16 protein-coding genes and 3 tRNA genes are annotated in these 17,435 nt (G+C 63.2%); 5 read left to right on the top strand and 14 right to left on the bottom strand.

What is annotated here, in order from left to right; genetic code table 11:
- The first annotated feature begins 61 nt into the window (after positions 1-61).
- From ASN89_RS05275 to dbpA, 4 genes are all read left to right on the top strand, one after another.
- Entirely contained in the window at positions 62-2,530 is a 2,469-nt protein-coding gene (locus ASN89_RS05275; RefSeq protein ID WP_235501861.1) for a TonB-dependent siderophore receptor, read from the top strand.
- Positions 2,531-2,653: 123 nt separating this feature from the next.
- Positions 2,654-4,318 (top strand): acid phosphatase, encoded by a 1,665-nt coding sequence (locus ASN89_RS05270; protein WP_058048511.1) that lies wholly within the window; start codon positions 2,654-2,656, stop codon positions 4,316-4,318.
- 205 nt (positions 4,319-4,523) lie between these two features.
- On the top strand, positions 4,524-4,760 hold the full coding sequence (locus tag ASN89_RS05265; protein WP_046684764.1) for a hypothetical protein: 237 nt from the start codon (positions 4,524-4,526) through the stop codon (positions 4,758-4,760).
- Between the two features lie 109 nt (positions 4,761-4,869).
- Positions 4,870-6,294, top strand: coding sequence for an ATP-dependent RNA helicase DbpA (gene dbpA, locus ASN89_RS05260; protein ID WP_058048510.1), 1,425 nt, complete (start codon positions 4,870-4,872; stop codon positions 6,292-6,294).
- Here the strand turns inward: dbpA and ASN89_RS05255 are convergent.
- The 4 genes from ASN89_RS05255 to ASN89_RS05240 all read right to left on the bottom strand — a co-directional run bounded on the left by ASN89_RS05255 (position 6,281) and on the right by ASN89_RS05240 (position 10,298).
- Positions 6,281-6,823 (bottom strand): hypothetical protein, encoded by a 543-nt coding sequence (locus ASN89_RS05255; protein ID WP_058048509.1) that lies wholly within the window; start codon positions 6,821-6,823, stop codon positions 6,281-6,283. The two genes, dbpA and ASN89_RS05255, sit on opposite strands and share 14 nt — an antisense overlap.
- Complete coding sequence (locus ASN89_RS05250; RefSeq protein WP_058048508.1) at positions 6,816-7,394, bottom strand: hypothetical protein; 579 nt, start codon at positions 7,392-7,394, stop codon at positions 6,816-6,818. The genes ASN89_RS05255 and ASN89_RS05250 overlap by 8 nt, the downstream gene beginning before the upstream one ends.
- A gap of 42 nt (positions 7,395-7,436) precedes the next feature.
- Positions 7,437-8,819, bottom strand: coding sequence for a cysteine--tRNA ligase (gene cysS, locus ASN89_RS05245; protein ID WP_058048507.1), 1,383 nt, complete (start codon positions 8,817-8,819; stop codon positions 7,437-7,439).
- A 237-nt stretch (positions 8,820-9,056) separates the two neighbouring features.
- Entirely contained in the window at positions 9,057-10,298 is a 1,242-nt protein-coding gene (locus ASN89_RS05240; RefSeq protein ID WP_046684768.1) for an MFS transporter, read from the bottom strand.
- Between the two features lie 127 nt (positions 10,299-10,425).
- On the opposite strand from ASN89_RS05240, the gene ASN89_RS05235 reads away from it, so the two are divergent.
- Entirely contained in the window at positions 10,426-11,256 is an 831-nt protein-coding gene (locus ASN89_RS05235; protein ID WP_058048506.1) for an AraC family transcriptional regulator, read from the top strand.
- 43 nt (positions 11,257-11,299) lie between these two features.
- Here ASN89_RS05235 and aqpZ read toward each other — a convergent pair whose 3' ends face one another.
- The 10 genes from aqpZ to ASN89_RS05185 all read right to left on the bottom strand — a co-directional run bounded on the left by aqpZ (position 11,300) and on the right by ASN89_RS05185 (position 17,327).
- Positions 11,300-11,989, bottom strand: a complete 690-nt coding sequence (gene aqpZ / locus ASN89_RS05230; RefSeq protein WP_058048505.1) for an aquaporin Z — start codon at positions 11,987-11,989, stop codon at positions 11,300-11,302.
- A gap of 211 nt (positions 11,990-12,200) precedes the next feature.
- The gene (locus ASN89_RS05225; RefSeq protein ID WP_058048504.1) at positions 12,201-12,629 is read right to left on the bottom strand and encodes a GNAT family N-acetyltransferase; all 429 of its coding nucleotides are present in this window, start codon (positions 12,627-12,629) and stop codon (positions 12,201-12,203) included.
- Positions 12,629-13,087 carry an Ivy family c-type lysozyme inhibitor gene (locus ASN89_RS05220; protein ID WP_058048503.1) on the bottom strand — a complete coding sequence of 153 codons (459 nt, stop codon included), beginning with the start codon at positions 13,085-13,087 and terminating at the stop codon, positions 12,629-12,631. Before ASN89_RS05220 ends, ASN89_RS05225 begins: the two co-directional genes overlap by 1 nt.
- A gap of 62 nt (positions 13,088-13,149) precedes the next feature.
- Positions 13,150-13,560, bottom strand: coding sequence for a hypothetical protein (locus ASN89_RS05215; protein WP_138828861.1), 411 nt, complete (start codon positions 13,558-13,560; stop codon positions 13,150-13,152).
- A gap of 28 nt (positions 13,561-13,588) precedes the next feature.
- Entirely contained in the window at positions 13,589-14,695 is a 1,107-nt protein-coding gene (locus ASN89_RS05210; RefSeq protein ID WP_235501860.1) for an amidase family protein, read from the bottom strand.
- A gap of 248 nt (positions 14,696-14,943) precedes the next feature.
- Positions 14,944-15,519 (bottom strand): elongation factor P, encoded by a 576-nt coding sequence (locus ASN89_RS05205; RefSeq protein ID WP_034758247.1) that lies wholly within the window; start codon positions 15,517-15,519, stop codon positions 14,944-14,946.
- Positions 15,520-15,654: 135 nt separating this feature from the next.
- On the bottom strand, positions 15,655-16,824 hold the full coding sequence (gene earP / locus ASN89_RS05200; RefSeq protein WP_058048501.1) for an elongation factor P maturation arginine rhamnosyltransferase EarP: 1,170 nt from the start codon (positions 16,822-16,824) through the stop codon (positions 15,655-15,657).
- A 94-nt stretch (positions 16,825-16,918) separates the two neighbouring features.
- Positions 16,919-16,994 (bottom strand) — tRNA-Glu (locus ASN89_RS05195).
- A 57-nt stretch (positions 16,995-17,051) separates the two neighbouring features.
- Positions 17,052-17,127, bottom strand: a tRNA-Glu gene (locus ASN89_RS05190).
- A 124-nt stretch (positions 17,128-17,251) separates the two neighbouring features.
- Positions 17,252-17,327 (bottom strand) — tRNA-Glu (locus ASN89_RS05185).
- Positions 17,328-17,435 lie beyond the last annotated feature (108 nt).

Below are 17,435 nucleotides of genomic sequence, written 5' to 3'. Positions count from 1 at the left end.
CAAGGTAACCATGTCTCCAGTTATGTCCTCCCGGTCCCGGCCGCGCCCATCGCGCACGTGCATGGCACATGCCATCCAACTCGTCTTCATCGGTTCGGCCCTGCTGCTGAACGTCCAGGCGCCAGCCCTGGCGCAGGAAAGCGCGGCGGCGGCCACTGCCACGCTCGACTTTCAGGTGCCCGCCGGCGACTTGGCCACCGCGCTGCGCCAGGTCGCCAGCCAGTCGCGTGTCATCCTCAGTTTCACGCCCGAGCAGACGCGCGGCAAGACGTCGGCCGGCTTGAGCGGCCGCCACGGCGTGCTGGCCGCCCTGAACGGCGTGCTGCGCGGCACGGGCCTCAAGGCCGAACGCAGCGCCAACGGCAGTTATGTGCTGCGCCCGGCCGATGCGGCGGCGAGTGGCGAAGCGATGGCGATGGCGATGGCGATGATGCCGGAAGTGTCGGTCAAGGCGCAGCAGGATGCGACGGAAGGCTCGGGCGCGTATGTCTCCACCCTGCCGATCGCCACGGCCACGCCGCTGGGCCTGTCGATCAGGGAAACGCCGCAGTCGGTCAGCGTCATCACGCAGCAGCGCATGCAGGACCAGGGCTTGAACACGATCGCGCAAGTGATGGCACAGACGCCGGGCATCACGCTGTTCTCGCTGGGCAGCGAACGCACGGGATTTACTTCGCGCGGCTATTCGATCACCAATTACCAGCTCGATGGCGTCAGTACGCATTCGGAAAACCTGGGCCTCAATGCGATACCGTCGCAAAGCCTGGCCGACATGGCGCTGTACGACCGCATCGAAGTGCTGCGCGGCGCCTCGGGCCTGATGACGGGCGCGGGCGACGCGTCGGGCGCCATCAACATGGTGCGCAAGAAGCCGACGGCGCAGTTCCAGGCCTCCGTCGAGGGCGAGCTGGCTTCCTACGATGAGCGGCGCGCCATGGCCGACGTCTCGGGTCCGCTGAACGAGACTGGCAGCGTGCGCGGCCGCCTGGTGACGGTGTACGAAGAAGGCGACAGCATTATCGACGACTACAGCCGCGACAAGAAAGTGGTCTATGGCGTGGTCGAAGCGGACCTGTCACGCGACACGAAGCTGACGGCCGGCGTCACGCACCAGCGCAAGCGCTCGAACGGATCCTTGTCCTACCTGGGCTTCCCCCTGTTCTACAGCAATGGCGTCATGACGGACCTGCCGCGCTCTTTCAGCCCGGCCGCCAAGTCGAATCGCTTCGACACCAATTCGACCGACCTCTTCGCCACCGTGGAGCACGCGCTGGCCAACGACTGGAAACTGAAAATCTCGGCCAACCGCGTGCAATCGTCGCAGGAAGAACGCGCCGTCTACCTGAGCGTGAGTGGCGGCTTTCCCGACCAGGCCACGGGCGATGGCCTGAGCTTGAACGCCGACTACCGCGACTACCAGCTTCAGGTCAACAGCGTGGACGTCAATGTGCGCGGGCCGTTCAGCGCATTCGGCCGCCAGCACGAGCTGGTGCTGGGCATGGACTACAGCGAATTTCAAAGCACGACCGATGGCCGTTTCGACCGGGGCGTCGAAAACACGCCCGTCAACCTGTACCGCTGGAATCGCACGGCAACGCCCGTGTTTGGCGGCACCACCGTCATCTACGACAGCACGCGCCGCCAGGCCAGCGCCTACGCGGCCAGCCGCTTCAACCTCTCCGAACGCCTGAAACTGATCGCCGGCGCCAAGGTGCTGCGCTACAGCGAGAACTACATCTCGGACGCGCCGTCCGTGAATTTTTACAGCGCGTCCCCCGCCTCGGAGAGCCGTGTCTTCACGCCGTATGGCGGCCTCGTATTCGACATCGACGGCACGCACAGCGCCTACGCCAGCTACTCCACCATCTACCAGCCGCAAGCATCGCAAGACCGCTACGGCAAGCTGCTGGCGCCGCGCGAGGGCAAGACCTTTGAGGCAGGCATCAAGAGCGGCTGGCTCGATGGCCGCCTGAACACCTCTGCCGCGCTGTACCAGATCCGCCAGAGCAATCTGTCCGAATCGGACCCCGGCTACACCGTGCCTGGCACGAACAATCCTGCCAACCGCGCCATCAAGGGCGCCAAGACCCAGGGCGTGGACGTGGAAGCGACGGGCGCCATCACGCCGGACTGGAATATTTCGGCATCGTGGTCGTACAGCCAGACGGAAAACAATGCCGGCAAGGCCATCCTGACCACCTTCCCGCGCCACCTGGTGAAACTGTGGACGACTTACCGCCTGCCCGGCGACCTCAATCGCCTGACGGTGGGCGGCGGCGTGAACTGGCAAAGCCGCGTGTATTCGGACATCGACGCGTGGCAGATCAACAGCACCATGCACTGGGAACAGAAGGCGTACTCAGTGGCCAGCCTGATGGCGCGCTACGACGTCAACGACAAGCTGTCGGCCACCGTCAACGTGGCCAACCTGTTCGACAAGCAGTACACGGCTTCCGTGTCGGACTGGTGGTACTCGGGCATGTATGGCCCGGCGCGCAAGGTGGCGTTGAAGGTTCGCTACCAGTTCTAGGGCCAGAGCTGGGCTGAATAGTTCACAGGGGCGCAGGGCCGGTGATACAATTTTCCCGCTTCACGGGCGTTGCCGGCCATTGCCGCCAACGCCCGTGCCCATAGAGACACCCAAGGAGAATGTGTGAAGGACCTCGCCCCCGCCCTGCCAGCCGATCCGGCCGACCAACCCGCCAATCCCTCGCGCCGGCGCATTTTCCAGGCTGCTTCCGCAGTCGGCCTGGCCGCCAGCCTGCCGGCGCTGGCCGATGCCGCGCCCGCCAAAAAAACCATCGCCAAGGGTTCGCTCGACGCGAAACTCAAGGCGCACGTCAAGAACGTGGTCGTGATCTACCTGGAAAACCGCAGCTTCAACAACCTGTTCGCCAACTTCCCCGGCACCAGCGCGCCCCTGTCCGCAGTCACGGCTGAACAGGCGCAGCAGCTGGACCGCGACGGCAAGCCGCTGGCCACCCTGCCGAAAATCTGGGGCGGCCTCGTACCGAACCAGCAAAATATCGGCGGCACCGATTACCTGATCAAGGAAGACCAGATTTCCGGCCTGCCCAACGCCCCCTACAAATTGAGCGACGCGGCCGGCAAGCCCCTGCCCGAGAGCATCATCACGCGCGACCTCGTGCACCGCTTCTATAACAACCAGATGCAGATCAACGGCGGCAAGAACGACGGCTTTGCCGCGTGGGCCGACAGCGGCGGCCTGGTGATGGGCCACTACGGCGAGACGTCGAAAAACCTGAACCTGTGGCAGATCGCCGAGCAGTACACGCTGTGCGACAACTTCTTCATGGCGGCCTTCGGCGGCTCCTACATGAACCACCAGTTCCTCGTGACGGGCCGTCCGAACGAATACTTCAACGCGCTTGATACGGCGGCAAAGAAAAAGATCGCCGTGCTGTCCGACGGCCCGCAAGGCGTGCGCCTGGCGATCTCGCCCGACTGCCCCGCCTCCGCGCTGGACGGCAAGCCGAAATACGTCAATGACGGCGCCCTGACGCCGGATGGCTATGCCGTCAACACCATGGCCCCGCCATATCAACCGAGCTACATCCGCCCCGCCTTTGACGGCGACCCGCTGCATGCCGACCCGGCCGACGCGAACACCCTGCCGCCGCAAACGTATGACACCATCGGCGACCTGCTGTCGCGCAAGGGCGTCAGCTGGGCGTGGTATGGCGGCGGCTGGCAAGCGGCGCTCGACCAAAAAGGCGGCGGCAGCAAGCCGAACTTCCAGTTCCACCACCAGCCGCTGAACTACTTCAAGCAGTTCGCCCCTGGCACCGCCGCGCGCGCCGAGCATCTGCGCGACGGCGGCACGGGCGACAGCCCGATTTCGAACAAATTCCTCGCCGCCGCCGTGGCGGGCAAGCTGCCGGCCGTGACCTTCTACAAGCCGCAGGGCAATCTGAACCTGCACGCGGGCTATTCCGATATCGAATCGGGCGACCAGCACGTGGCCAACGTCATCCAGCACTTGAAGGAATCGCCGCAGTGGAAGGACATGATCGTCGTGATCACGTTTGACGAAAACGGCGGCTGGTGGGATCACGTGGCGCCGCCGAAAGGCGACCGCTGGGGTCCGGGCACGCGCATTCCCGCCATCGTCGTCTCGCCGTACGCGAAGAAAGGCGCCGTCGACCACAGTTTTTATGACACAACGTCGATCCTGCGCCTGATCACGCGCCTGCACGACCTGCCCCTGCTCGAAGGCTTGAAAGTGCGCAACGATGCGTTTGCATCGCGCGGCGCGCTGCCGCCGGGCGACCTTACTGGCGCTCTGAGCTTCCGCTAAGCCACCCACAATGCGGCACGCCTGTGATACACTGCGTGCCGCACTTAAATCCGCAGGAGAAGTTTTCCTGCAGCTTGTCCCAACAATGAGCCCGACTCCAGTAGCCGGGCTTTTGTTTTGTGGATGAAGTTAAAGCGTATAGACATAGGCGGACAGCATCTTGCCCGCCCCCTGGCTTTCGCAAGCCAGGGACAGAGGTTAGCAAATGAGAGATAAAAAAGACAACGCCACCATCGACCTGCCCGGTTTCGGCCCGCCGCCAGCGCCCGAGGCGCCAGAGCCGGCGCCTGAACCGCAGCGCCGCCCGCGCGCGCGCAAGGTGGCTTTGAAGCAGGTGCAGCTCGAGTTGCTGGAGCCGACCGACGCCACGGGCTTGCCCGTGTGGACGCGCGACGCCGGACTCGATCTCACCGGCTTGCCCATCTGGGCCCCCGATACCTGATTTTCCAACGCGGGCGGCCGTTTGCCGCCGGCTTCATCACCATCCGCACAAGGGCGTAAATCGCCTGTAGACTGTGCCCATCCACCCGCTTTTTACCGGCTACGCCCCTATGAACACCACCTCCGCCACCACTTCTTTTTCCAGCCTGCCGCTGACGCCCGCCTTTTTGGCCAACCTGGATTCGCTCGGCTACCACGAGATGACCACCATCCAGGCGCAAAGCCTGCCGGCGGTGCTCGATGGCCGCGACCTGATCGCCCAGGCGAAAACGGGCAGCGGCAAGACGGCCGCCTTCGGCATCGGCATCCTGCACAAGCTCAATCCGGCCTGGTTCGCCGTGCAGGGCCTGGTGCTGTGCCCCACGCGCGAACTGGCAGACCAGGTGGCCAATGAGCTGCGCCGCCTGGCCCGCGCGGCCGGCAACATCAAGATCCTGACCCTGACCGGCGGCGCGCCGATGCGCCCGCAAATCGCCTCGCTGGAGCACGGCGCCCACATCGTCGTCGGCACGCCGGGCCGTTTGCGCGACCACCTGGGCCGCGGCACCATCAACCTGAATCACGTGCAAACCCTGGTGCTCGATGAAGCGGACCGTATGACGGACATGGGCTTTTACGAGGAAATCGCCGGCATCGTCAGCGCCTGCCCGGCGCGCCGCCAGACCTTGCTGTTCTCGGCCACGTATCCGGAAGACATCCGCCGCGCCACGGCGTCGTTCCTCGTCAATCCGCTGGAAGTAACGGTCGAGGCGCAGCACGACAACGACAAGATCGAGCAGCGCTTCTATGAGATCGGCTTCGACGAGCGCAATAGCGCCGTCGGCAAGCTGCTCAAGTACTTCAAGCCGGAATCGACCCTCGCCTTCTGCAACACCAAGGTGCATTGCCGCGAACTGGCCGACGAACTGCGCCAGCAAGGCTTTTCCGCGCTGGCCCTGTACGGCGAGCTGGAACAGCGCGAGCGCGATGAAATCCTGGTGCTGTTCGCCAACCGCAGCTGCTCCGTGCTGGTGGCCACCGACGTCGCCGCGCGCGGCCTCGATATTTCCGACCTGGGCGCCGTGATCAACGTCGATGTGTCGAAGGACACGGAAGTGCACATCCACCGCATCGGCCGCACGGGCCGCGGCAGCAAGAAGGGCCTGGCCCTCTCGCTGTGCGCGCCGAACGAGAAAAAATGGGTCAAGCTGATCGAGCAATACCAGAACAGCGCCGCCGAATGGCACGACCTGAAGGAACTGGCGGAAGATGACGGCATGGAGGCGCTGCCGGCGCCGATGGTCACCCTGTGCATCATGGGCGGCAAGAAGGACAAGCTGCGTCCGGGCGACTTGCTGGGCGCGCTGACGGGCGACGCGGGCCTCACCAAGGAGCAGGTGGGCAAGATCAACGTGTTCGAGTTCATGACCTACGTGGCGCTGGACCGCAAGGTGGCCGAAGCGGCCTTCAAGCGCCTGAACGCGGGCAATACCCTGGGCCGCGACTTCGGCAACATCAAGGGCCGCAGCTTCAAGATGCGCTTTATCGAAGCGTAAGCTGCTGCAATGCACGCAGGGCCGCCATGGTCCTGCGTCCCGGATAGTCGCCCCACACGGGATATTGTTCGCGGTAGTAGCAGCTCCAGTAGCTGATCGTGCGCCGCTCCAGCGTGTCCACATACGCGGGGTTCTCCCCCAAATAGCGCGCCAGCGTCGCCGCATTCCAGGCCGGCAGCACCGCGCCAATTACCTCGATAATCTCCAGCACGTATTCGCCGCACAGGTGCACGACAAACGGCACCGTCCACGCCCGCTCCTGCAGCAGCAACTGCCTCAAACACGCTTCGCGCACGTGGCCATCGTGGTGGCGCGCGCCCAGGCACAGGGCGATCACGCCCGCGTCGCCGGCCAGCCGCGTACAGGCCAGCAGCCGCTCGCTGTCGTAATACGTGCGTGTCGGGATCTGCAAGACCTGTCCATCCTGGCGCACGGCAAATGGCGGGGGCGCGTGATTGCTCCCCAGCGCAGGCAACAGCTGCGCCACCGTGCCGGCCAGTGCGGCCGGAAAGGCATCCGCTTCAGCCATCGCGAGCTTCCTTGCAGACCTTGCGCACGCCCAGAGCAGGCTTGTCGATCTTTTCAAAGATCACATTCGAATACCATTCGGCAGGAGCGCCTTCGGTGGGCTTGCCCAGCGAAATATAAAAGCCATCATGCGTGAACAGGGCCGTGGTTTCCTTGCCCGGCCTCGTCCCCTGCAGGAAGGCGGGCCAGGCCGCCCTGTCGACCGGCGTGAAACGGGCGGCCAGCAGCGCCAGCAAACGCACGTGCGTGGCTGGCGCATACGGGAACAGATACAGGTATTCGACCAGCTCACCGCCGTCGGCCAGGCGCGTGACGGCGGATGTCGCCGCCTCCACAGCTTCCTTGCCCGCGCCAAAACTGCACAGCACCCCGCCGCTGTAGGCGAAATCGATGACGGTCGCCGGCGCGCACGCCTGCCGTTCGCGGTCGATGCCGACGGGTGGCAGCGCGCGCACTTGCGCCAGCAACGCCTCGCCCGATGTGGCCAGCGCGGGAAAGCCCGGGCATTCGCTGGCCGCCTGCGCGGCAGAAAAAGCAAGGCAACAACTCAGTAGCAGCAAACGGCGCTTCACGGCATCTCCAGTGTCATCATGCGGCCATTATGCCGGACATCTTCACAAAGACCGCGCCTGTTGCCCCTGCGGCGTATCGTCGATGTCATAGCCGGCCGCGCGCGCCAATTCGCGCAGGCGATCCGCCTCGGCCCACTGGCGCTGCGCGCGGGCGACGGCCCGTTCCGCCATCCACGCCTGCACCGGCTGCGGCACAGCCACCTGCGCCGGCCGCCAGGCCAGCAGGTCGAGCCCCAGGGCAGCATCGAAGCGGGCAATCGTAGCTTTCTTTACGGCGTCCGGCAGCTCGCTTTTCAGCAGTTCCCAGGCCACGGCCACGGCGCGCGGAAAGTTCAGGTCATCGTTGACCTGCGCCGCAAAGCGCGCCAGCCATGCGGGATCAGGAGCGGCCTCACCCTGCGCTTCACCAAGGCCATGCGCGCTGACGCGCAGGCGCGCCAGACCGCTGGCGGCGGCGCGCAACGCTTCGTCCGTGAAATTGAGGCTGCTGCGGTAATGGGCGCCCAGGCACAGGTAGCGGTAGGCCAGCGGATCGACGCCCTGCTCCACCAGGCTTTGCAAGCGTAAAAAGTCGCCCGACGATTTCGACATCTTCGCATCCTGTGTTTTCAGGAAGGCGCCGTGCAGCCAGAAGTTGGCCAGGCGCGTGCCGTGGCGCGCTTCCGTTTGCGCGATCTCGTTGCTGTGGTGGACGGCCACGTGGTCCTCGCCGCCGCAATGGATGTCGAAGTACGCACCCAGGTGCTTTTCCGCCATGGCCGAGCACTCGATATGCCAGCCGGGGAAACCCAGGCCCCACGGGCTGTCCCACTCCATTTGCCGCTGTCCAGGCACGCCGCTGAACTTCCACAGCGCGAAGTCGCAGATGTCGCGCTTTTCGCCCAGGTCCACCCTTTTGCCCGCCTGCAGGCCGTCGCGGTTCAGGCGCGCCAGTTTGCCATAACTGTCCTGGCGCGTCGTGTCGAAATAGATGCCGTCATCCGTGCGGTAGGTATAGCCCTTCGCTTCCAGGTCGAGGATGAAGGCGATCTGCTCGGCGATGTGGTCCGTGGCGCGGCACCAGACGGTGGGCGGCAGGATATTCAACTGGCGCAGATCGCCCTCGAACGCGCGCGTGAATTCAGCGGCGATGTCCCAGGCCGACTTGCCGCTGCGGGCGCTGCGCGCCTCGATCTTGTCGTCGCCGCTGTCCGCATCCGACGTCAGATGGCCCACGTCCGTGATGTTCATCACGTGGCGCACCTGCAAGCCGTTGAACTCGAGCGCACGGCGCAAGCCGTCCACGAACAGATAGGTGCGCAGGTTGCCGATGTGCGCGTAGTCGTAGACGGTGGGACCGCAGGCGTACAAGCCCGCCTTGCCCGGGGCGATGGTCTCGAAGGGCCGCAGGCTGCGGCTATACGTGTCGTACAAATGTAGTGTCATGCGGGACTTTCATGCGCATTGCGGAAAAAGAAAATGGCCACAGGTTTTTCAACGCTGTGGCCATCGGAATGAGGAGTAAAAAGTTTAACGGCGCCGGGCCGCATCCTCGCGAAGCCAGGTACACGGACACAGCGCAGCAGCGGCGCGGTATGCAAGGACTGGATGGAGGATGGAAGAGATCATGGGACAATATCGCATGCGCGCGGGCGGGCCGTCAAGCCCTCCCGCCACGCCGGCCTATTTTTTCGCCTGCTCGATATGCGGCAGCAGCACCGTCAATATGCCCAGCAGCGGCAGGTAGGAGCAGATTTTGTACACATAGGCGATCCCCGCCACGTCGGCCAGGTGGCCCATGGCGGCGGCCGCGATGCCCGACACGCCGAACATCAGGCCAAAGAAAATCCCCGCGATCATGCCCACCTTGCCCGGCACCAGTTCCTGCGCGAAGACGACGATGGCGGAAAACGCGGATGAAATCACGAAGCCGATGATCACCGTCAGCACGGCCGTCCAGAACAGATCGACGTAAGGCAGCAGCAGGGTAAATGGCGCCGCGCCCAGGATGGAAATCCAGATCACGCGCTTGCGGCCGATGCGGTCGCCGATGGGGCCGCCCATGAAGGTGCCGGCCGCCACGGCGGCGAGGAAGAGGAACAGGTACAACTGGGCATCGCCGAGCGACAGGTGGAATTTGTCGATCAGGTAGAACGTGTAATAGCTCGACAGGCTGGCCATGTAGATGTACTTCGAGAACACCAGCAGGGCCAGCACGCCCAGCGCGCCCATCACCTTGTTGCGCGACAAGTTCGGTCCAAGGCCGCCCGTCTTCGGCTTGAAGCTGGCCAGGTGGCCGCTGTACCAATGGCTGACCTTGTACAGCACGCCGATGGCCAGCACGGCAAGCAGGCTGAACCAGGCGACATTGCCGTGACCACGGTTGACGATGACGGCGGCCGCCAGCAACGGGCCCAGGGCGGAACCGACGTTGCCGCCCACCTGGAACAGGGACTGGGCAAAGCCGTAGCGCCCGCCCGAGGCCATGCGCGCCACGCGCGACGCTTCCGGGTGGAAGGTCGAGGAACCGACGCCGATCAGGCCAGCGGCGATCAGCAGGGTCGGGAAGGTCGACACGACGGACAGCATCAACACGCCGGCCAGGGTAAAGCACATGCCGACGGGCAACAGGAACGGCAGCGGACGGCGGTCCGTGTACAAGCCGATCCAGGGTTGCAGCAGCGAGGCCGTGCATTGGAACGTCAGGGTAATGAGGCCGACCTGGGTAAAACTGAGTGAAAACTCGGCTTTCAGCATCGGATAAATCGACGGCAATAATGCCTGGATCAAGTCATTGAGCAAATGCACGAAGGCGACGGCGCCAAGGATGTGCATGGCCAGACCGGATTGTTGTTGGGAACTATGAAGCGAGGGCGCCGCCGGCACGGACTTGGCCAATGCTGGAGCAGTTGTGGTTGTGTGCATGTGTCATCCGCAATAATCGGGCTCGGCAGGCAGCCCGGCAAAGAAGCCAGTATAGTATGGTCACTGAACTGATAACTTCCAATAATCGTCGCCCAAGTGACAACTAGGCGCCCCTCCAACGACCAGCATGTACACCCAACCACTCGTCCAGACCCACCCCGATGGCGTGCCGTTCAGCCGCAGCACCAGCTCGCACGACTACCAGCATGTGCCGCGCCCCGTGACGACCATGTCGCGGCAATACGTGGCGGGCGAGTATACGGCGCCGCACAGCCATGTACGGGCGCAACTGCTGTATGCGACGGAAGGCGTGATGCGCGTGTCCACCGAGCACGGCGTGTGGATGTTGCCGCCGCGGCGCGCCCTGCTGATCCCCGTGGGCATCGTGCATGAAGTCCACATATTGAGCGAACTGAGCATGCGCACCGTGTACATCGATGCGCAGGTGGCGGCCCGATATGGCGACGATTGCAAGGTGCTGGAAGTGAGCCGGCTGTTGCGCGAGCTGATCCTGGCCCTGCTGGCCGAACCGGTCGAATATGCGCTGGCGGGGCGCGGCGACTGGCTGGCGCACCTGATCCTGTCGGAACTGGCGGCGGCCGATACCGTGCCACTCGCCATCCCCTGGCCGCGCGACCGGCGCCTGGTGGCCGTGTGCTCGGCCATCATGGCTGCGCCCGGCAGCCGGCGCAGCATCGAGGACTGGGCGCAGGACGCGGGCGCCAGCGCGCGCACCCTGATCCGCTTGTTTCCCAAGGAAACGGGTTTGCACTACCGCCAATGGCTGCAGCAAGTCCACCTGGCCGAGGCCTTCTGTCGCCTGGACCGGGGCGAAGGCGTGGCGGCCATCGCCTATGCGCTGGGCTACGCCAGCCCCAGCGCCTTCAGCGCCATGTTCCGCCGCATCCTGGGCCGCACGCCGCAGCACTACTTGAGCGAGTGGCGCGCCGCCGAGTAAACGAAAAAAGCAGCCCGCAGGCTGCTTTTTTACATTTTCAAACTTACTCTTTTTCGCCGGCGATCAGGCGGTAGGCCAGCGCGCCCAGCAAGGCGCCGATGATCGGTGCCAGCCAGAACAGCCACAGCTGGCTTGTCGCCCAGTCGCCCACGTACAGGGCCACGCCCGTGCTGCGGGCCGGGTTGACGGAGGTGTTGGTGACGGGGATGCTGATCAGGTGGATCAGGGTCAGCGCCAGGCCGATCGGCAGCGGGGCGAAGCCGGCCGGCGCGCGCTTGTCGGTGGCACCCAGGATGACGATCAGGAAGAACATCGTCAGCACGATTTCAATGACCAGCGCCGACAGCATCGAATAGCCGCCCGGCGAGTGGGCGCCGAAACCGTTCGAGGCAAAGCCCTTGCTGACGTCGAAACCGGCCTGGCCGCTGGCGATCACGTACAGCACGCCGCCAGCCACGATGGCGCCCAGCACTTGCGCGATGATGTATGGCAACAGTTGATTGGCAGGGAAACGGCCGCCGGCCCACAGGCCGATCGAGACGGCGGGATTCAGATGGCAGCCCGAGATGTGGCCGATGGCGTAAGCCATGGTCAGCACCGTCAAGCCAAACGCCAGCGCCACGCCGACAAAGCCGATGCCAAGGCCGGGGAAAGCGGCGGCCAGCACGGCGCTGCCGCAACCGCCCAGTACCAGCCAGAACGTGCCGAGAAATTCGGCGCCATATTGTTTCATGATGTATTCCTTTACATTGTCGAAAAAACGTACCCAGGGGACGACCAGTCAGACCGCTCATTCAGCTCGCCCTCACCGCATGGCGATGGCAAGGCAAAACACCAACAAAGTACGGCTGCGCAACCGCAGCAGAGCGCGCATAATGACATATTGTCATTATCAAGGCAATATTAATCTAATACGACAATATCAATAGTTTTTATGGAATCAACTATTTTTTTGATAATTTTACTGACGCGGGGCGGCGCATGTATTTTTGCGGCGCCTCCAGCGGCGCAAAACCAAAGCCTGCATACAGGCCATGCGCATCGTCGGTGCCCAGCATCCAGACGACATCGCGCAAACGCGCATCGCCGAGTACGGCGGCCACCATCTGCTTGCCATAGCCGCGCCCCTGGTATTGCGGCAGCACAAACACGTCGCGCAGGTAGGCAAAATCCGTGTAGTCGGTGATGACCCTGGCAAACGCGACTTGCTGTCCATCCACATAGCCGCCGAAACACAGCGCGTTGGCGATCCCCTTGCGCACCGTTTCGATCGCCACGCCCCGCTTCCAGTACGACTGTTCGCTCAGGTAGCGGTGGATCATGGGCACGTCCAGTTCGCCTTGCTCGCTGGAAATGCGTAATGGCGCGTGCATCAGTTCTTGTACAGCAAGTCGGCTTCAGCGATGCTGGGATCGCCGAAGTACACGGTGCGCAGTTCTCCCTTGGCATCGCTGCCCATGTACACGCCCGTCATGCTGCGCGCGACCGGATCGTACAAAATGGAATAGCGGTGGCCGCAATTGTGCGGTTCGCAGACGCTGCTCAACAGGCGCGCCTTGCCGTCGATCTCGACCGGCTTGAGCGGGCTGGCCACGCCATCGGGCACCCAGCGCTGCCGCTTCAGGCCCGCCTTTTTCAAGCCGACATTGAAGGCCGTGCGAAAGGCGTAGTCCGCCTTGTAGACATCGGGGAAATACGGGCAGCTGGAGCCGCCGTCGCAGCTTTGCGCCTGCTCGATCAGCGACAGCCTGGGCGTACGCGCTTGCGCCGGCATAACGGCCAGCGCCACGGCAGCGCCCATGAACAGGGGCAAGAGCAAACGTGTGGACATGCAATCTCCTAAAACATCGATAACAGGCGCAGCATAGCAGAATGGCATCTTGCGCACGGGCATCAGGGAGAACAGCGAATACCGACCACCCCGTTGACCTTGCCTTCCGGCCAGCCCGTCTCGCGCCAGCGGTACACGCCGGGCGCGACGATGATCAACTGCCATTCCACCAGCTTGCCGGCGGCATTGAGGCGGGTTTCATTGTCATAGCGTAACGTCAGGCTATGCTCCGTTTCCGCCACGACCGTCGCGGCAAAGCGGTTGGTTTCGCCCAGCTTGCTTTTCCACGTGCGGTCGTTGAAGATCGCCAGCCGCTGGTGATCGTCAGACAGTTGCATGCGCGTGAAGTGGCGCGCTTCTTCGCACACACTATTCGTATTCACGCTGTCGGACCAGCTGCCAGACAGTTGATCGGCATCAAAAGGAGTGGAGGTGGCGGCCACGGCCGCGATCAGCAGCAAGGTTGCAAGCATAAATTATCGAAAGAAAACAAAAGAATCGTCATGGTCGACGCAGCGCCAAAGTGATGCTCGATGGCAGTGCGGGCGTGCACCGGTGCAAAGTCGCCTGCTCGTAGGCATACGCCATCGCAATGAGCGGCATGTCGTCGTGAGCAGGGCCGATGAAGGACAAGCCGACCGGCAAGCCCCCGACCACGCCGGCAGGTACCGTAATATGCGGCAAGTCGGAATGCGGCTGCGCCACGCCATGGCAGGTGGGACCCACCAGCGCATCGAGCGCATGCGAACGCAGCAGCGCTTCGATGTCGCCAGCCCCGGTCGCGGGCGGCGGCTCGATCAGTTCCGCGCCCTGCTCTCGCAGCACGTGCAGCGCCTGTTCGATCACGGCATCGGTCCCGGCACACAGGCCGAACAGCTTGCGCGCCACGCCGATGCGGCGCCCGCGCAAGCCGGCGGCATCGAACACGACGCCATCGGCCAGGCGCTCGCCGCTCAAGGCGGCCAGCAGCCACGCTGCCTCGCGCACGCTGGACGCCATCGGTCCAGCCGTGGCTGGCTCTGCGTCCTGCCCGCCTACAGCCCTGCCCGTGGGCTTGATGGCGACCAGGCCGCAGTTTGAAGCCGGCGCGACGATGGCGCCGTCCGCCGCGCTGTCGACGGCCAGGATGGTGAGCCCCGCCCAGCTGGCACTGGCATGCGGCACGCTGACGGCCGCCCACTGGCGCAAATTGCTTTTGCCGATGATCACGGCGCCGGCCGCGCGCAAGCGCGCCGCCACGAAGGAATCGCAGCTGGCATGTGTGGCCAGGGGCGCTTGCGTGCGCGTCTTCATGCGGTCGCCCGTGGCGATATTGTCGCGCAAGACGACGGGAATGCCGTGCAAGGGGCCGCGCACCTTGTGCACCTGCCGCTCGCGGTCCATTTCCAGGGCGATTTTCAGCGCATCGGGATTGATTTCAATGCCCGGATAGGCGCGCGCGCCTATGCTGCACAGGGAGCGGATGCGGGCCAGGTACTGCGACGTCAGCGCATGGGAACTGAGTTTGCCTGCCTGCATCATCTGCTGTTGCGGCAAGACGCCCGCGTCGAGCAGATGGGCCATGGGACTGGCCGGCGCCGTGGCACGGGCCAGTACGGGGCGCGACATGCTCCGGGACGCGCCACTGCGTAACATCTGACTGCGCTGCATCGTATCTCCAGGAAACCTCAGTGTTTCTAACGCAATAATGTGCTAGCCATAGCATAGCAGTCCTTGCAACTCAATTGTTGTTGAAGGGAATTATTTTTTAAGCAAAAAAAACGCCGCCCGAAGGCAGCGTTTCTTGATGGTCCAGCACTGGAGCAAGCCAGGCCGGCGTTTGCCAGTCCAGGAGAGCGGCGCAGTGCAAGGCTCTATCAGTTGCGTACGACACGCTTGTATTCGTTGGTACGGGTGTCGATTTCGATGACGTCGTCCTGTGCCACGAACAGCGGCACTTGCACGGTGTGGCGGTGCGCATCGATGGCGTTTTCGATCTTGGCTTCTTTCAGGACGTTGCCCGACGTGTTGCCCTTGACCGCTGGCTCCGAGTACACCACTTGACGGGCGATGGTCGTAGGCAGTTCAACGGAGATTGCTTTGCCGTCATAAAAAATGGCTTCGCATTCCATGCCATCTTTCAGGTAGTTCAGCGCTTCGCCCAGGTTTTCTTCTTCGATTTCGTACTGGTTGTACTCGGTGTCCATGAAAACGAACAGCGGATCGGCGAAGTACGAATACGTTACTGGCTTTTTATCCAGAACAACGACGTCGAACTTGTCGTCGCCGCGGAACACGTTTTCCATCGGGGTGTTCGTCAGAAGATTTTTCATCTTCCATTTGTAGGTGAAGCCCGTGCGGCTCGAACCGTTGACATCAGAACGCAACACGATCATAGGCTTGCTGTCGACCATGATGATATTGCCAACACGAATTTCTTTTGCGGGTTTCATAGGAATGTACGTAAAAAGTGGGTTGCATGAAGACCATCTGCCGCCTGTGCGCCATCAGCGCCGCAAGCTTGCGTTTGATCGGTTAAAAATACGTTAGAAATAACCGGGCATTTTACCTTAATTTTGAGCAAGCGCCTATCTCGTCGCGCCAGCGAACGCCAGCAAGTTACTTGCCAGATCGCCATTAGCCTGCATCTGCCGCTGCCAATCCTGCGCGCGCGCCCGGATGCGCGGCAAATCGGCCTGCAATGCGGGCCACAGCTGCGCCCACGGCAAGGCGCCCGCGCTGGCGCCATTCCAGGCCAGCGCCGCCTGCACCAGGCTGTCGATGGCGCCATCCGCATCCACCGCATAGCGCTGCAGGAAGGCGCGCAATTTGACGTGATGCAAGTTCTCATCCTGCAGATAGATATGCCAGAGAAACGGCTGGCCGGCCCATTGCGCGCGCACGAACGAGTCCTCGCCGCGCACCAGGTTCACGTCGCAGGCCCACAGCAGGCGGTCGTAATCGTCCTGCGGCACGAACGGCAGCACGCGCACGGTAAGCGCGCCGCGCGTGCGCGCCGCACCGGGCACCGCCGCATCGTCGCCGATAAACGCCTGAACGGCGTCGAACGCGACGCCTTCCGGCACCAGGCACGTGATGAGTTCGCTCCCCGCCTGCCAGGCCGCAAACAGCTCGGCGACGGGAGCCGATGGATAGCAGAACAGCGACACTTTCAAGGCGCGCATGTCCGCCGCCGTCACGCCGAATTGCCCGAGGAATGCCGCCATGGCGGGCGCATCGGACTGGAACGCCAGCCGCCGCTCGTCGAGCGCCGCTTCGCGCAGCAAGCCGCCCGTCTTGTTCGTGAAGCCCGGGAAGAAGAAATGCTTGATCATGCCGTGGCGCGGCGACGTCAGCGCATGGCAACCCTCGACCCACTCTTCCGCCGTCAAGCCTTCCAGGTTCAGCCACACGGGCTGCGGCGCGCACTGCGCCATGGCGGCGATATAGCCGGGCGGAATGTCGCAGGCAAAAAACTCGATGACGATGTCGGCGATATCGGCAGGCGCAAACACGCCATCCTGGCCGCGCCAATGGCGAATCGTGACGCCCGAGACTTGCTGCGCTTCGGCCGCCACATCGATTTCAGGGCAGATGCGCTGGAAACTGGCTAAATCATCGACCCACAGGGTGACGGCTACGCCGTGCTCGCCGCTCAACTGCCGCGCGAGGCGCCAGCAAATGCCGATATCGCCGTAGTTGTCGACGACTTTGCAGAAGATGGCCAGGGAAGGTGCGCGATCGGTAGCTAATGGCATATTTAATAGGGAAGAGAAAAGGTGACATGGCAGCCCATAACAAAAAAGCCGCGCTGTTACCAGGCGGCTTTTTTGTTGGCTGATTCAGCCGGTCTGGCGTCCCCAAGGGGATTCGAACCCCTGTACTCACCGTGAAAGGGTGATGTCCTAGGCCTCTAGACGATGGGGACAGAAAATCTGTCCTGGATGCGCTGCTTTGCATCCCGACCTGTTACTACTTGCGAATCTGGCGTCCCCAAGGGGATTCGAACCCCTGTACTCACCGTGAAAGGGTGATGTCCTAGGCCTCTAGACGATGGGGACAGAAATCTGTCCTGAATGCACTACTTTGCATCCTGACCCGGTACTGCAGCAATATGGCAGAAACAAAAAAAGCCTGACTTGTCAGGCCCGTTCAGCACTGCACTCTTACTTTACAACGAAATCCTGGCGTCCCCAAGGGGATTCGAACCCCTGTACTCACCGTGAAAGGGTGATGTCCTAGGCCTCTAGACGATGGGGACCTGTGCTGGCTTTACTCTCAGCGGACTCTTCGTTGAAGGCTTTGCTTAGCCCCTCAAAAAAGCGTGCGCGAAGTATAGCACGGGGTGATTCACGAAATCAACTGCCGG

Source organism: Janthinobacterium sp. Ant5-2-1, assembly GCF_001445815.1.
Classification (GTDB): domain Bacteria; phylum Pseudomonadota; class Gammaproteobacteria; order Burkholderiales; family Burkholderiaceae_D; genus Janthinobacterium; species Janthinobacterium lividum_E.
This window is presented reverse-complemented; position numbering and strand designations above follow the sequence as displayed.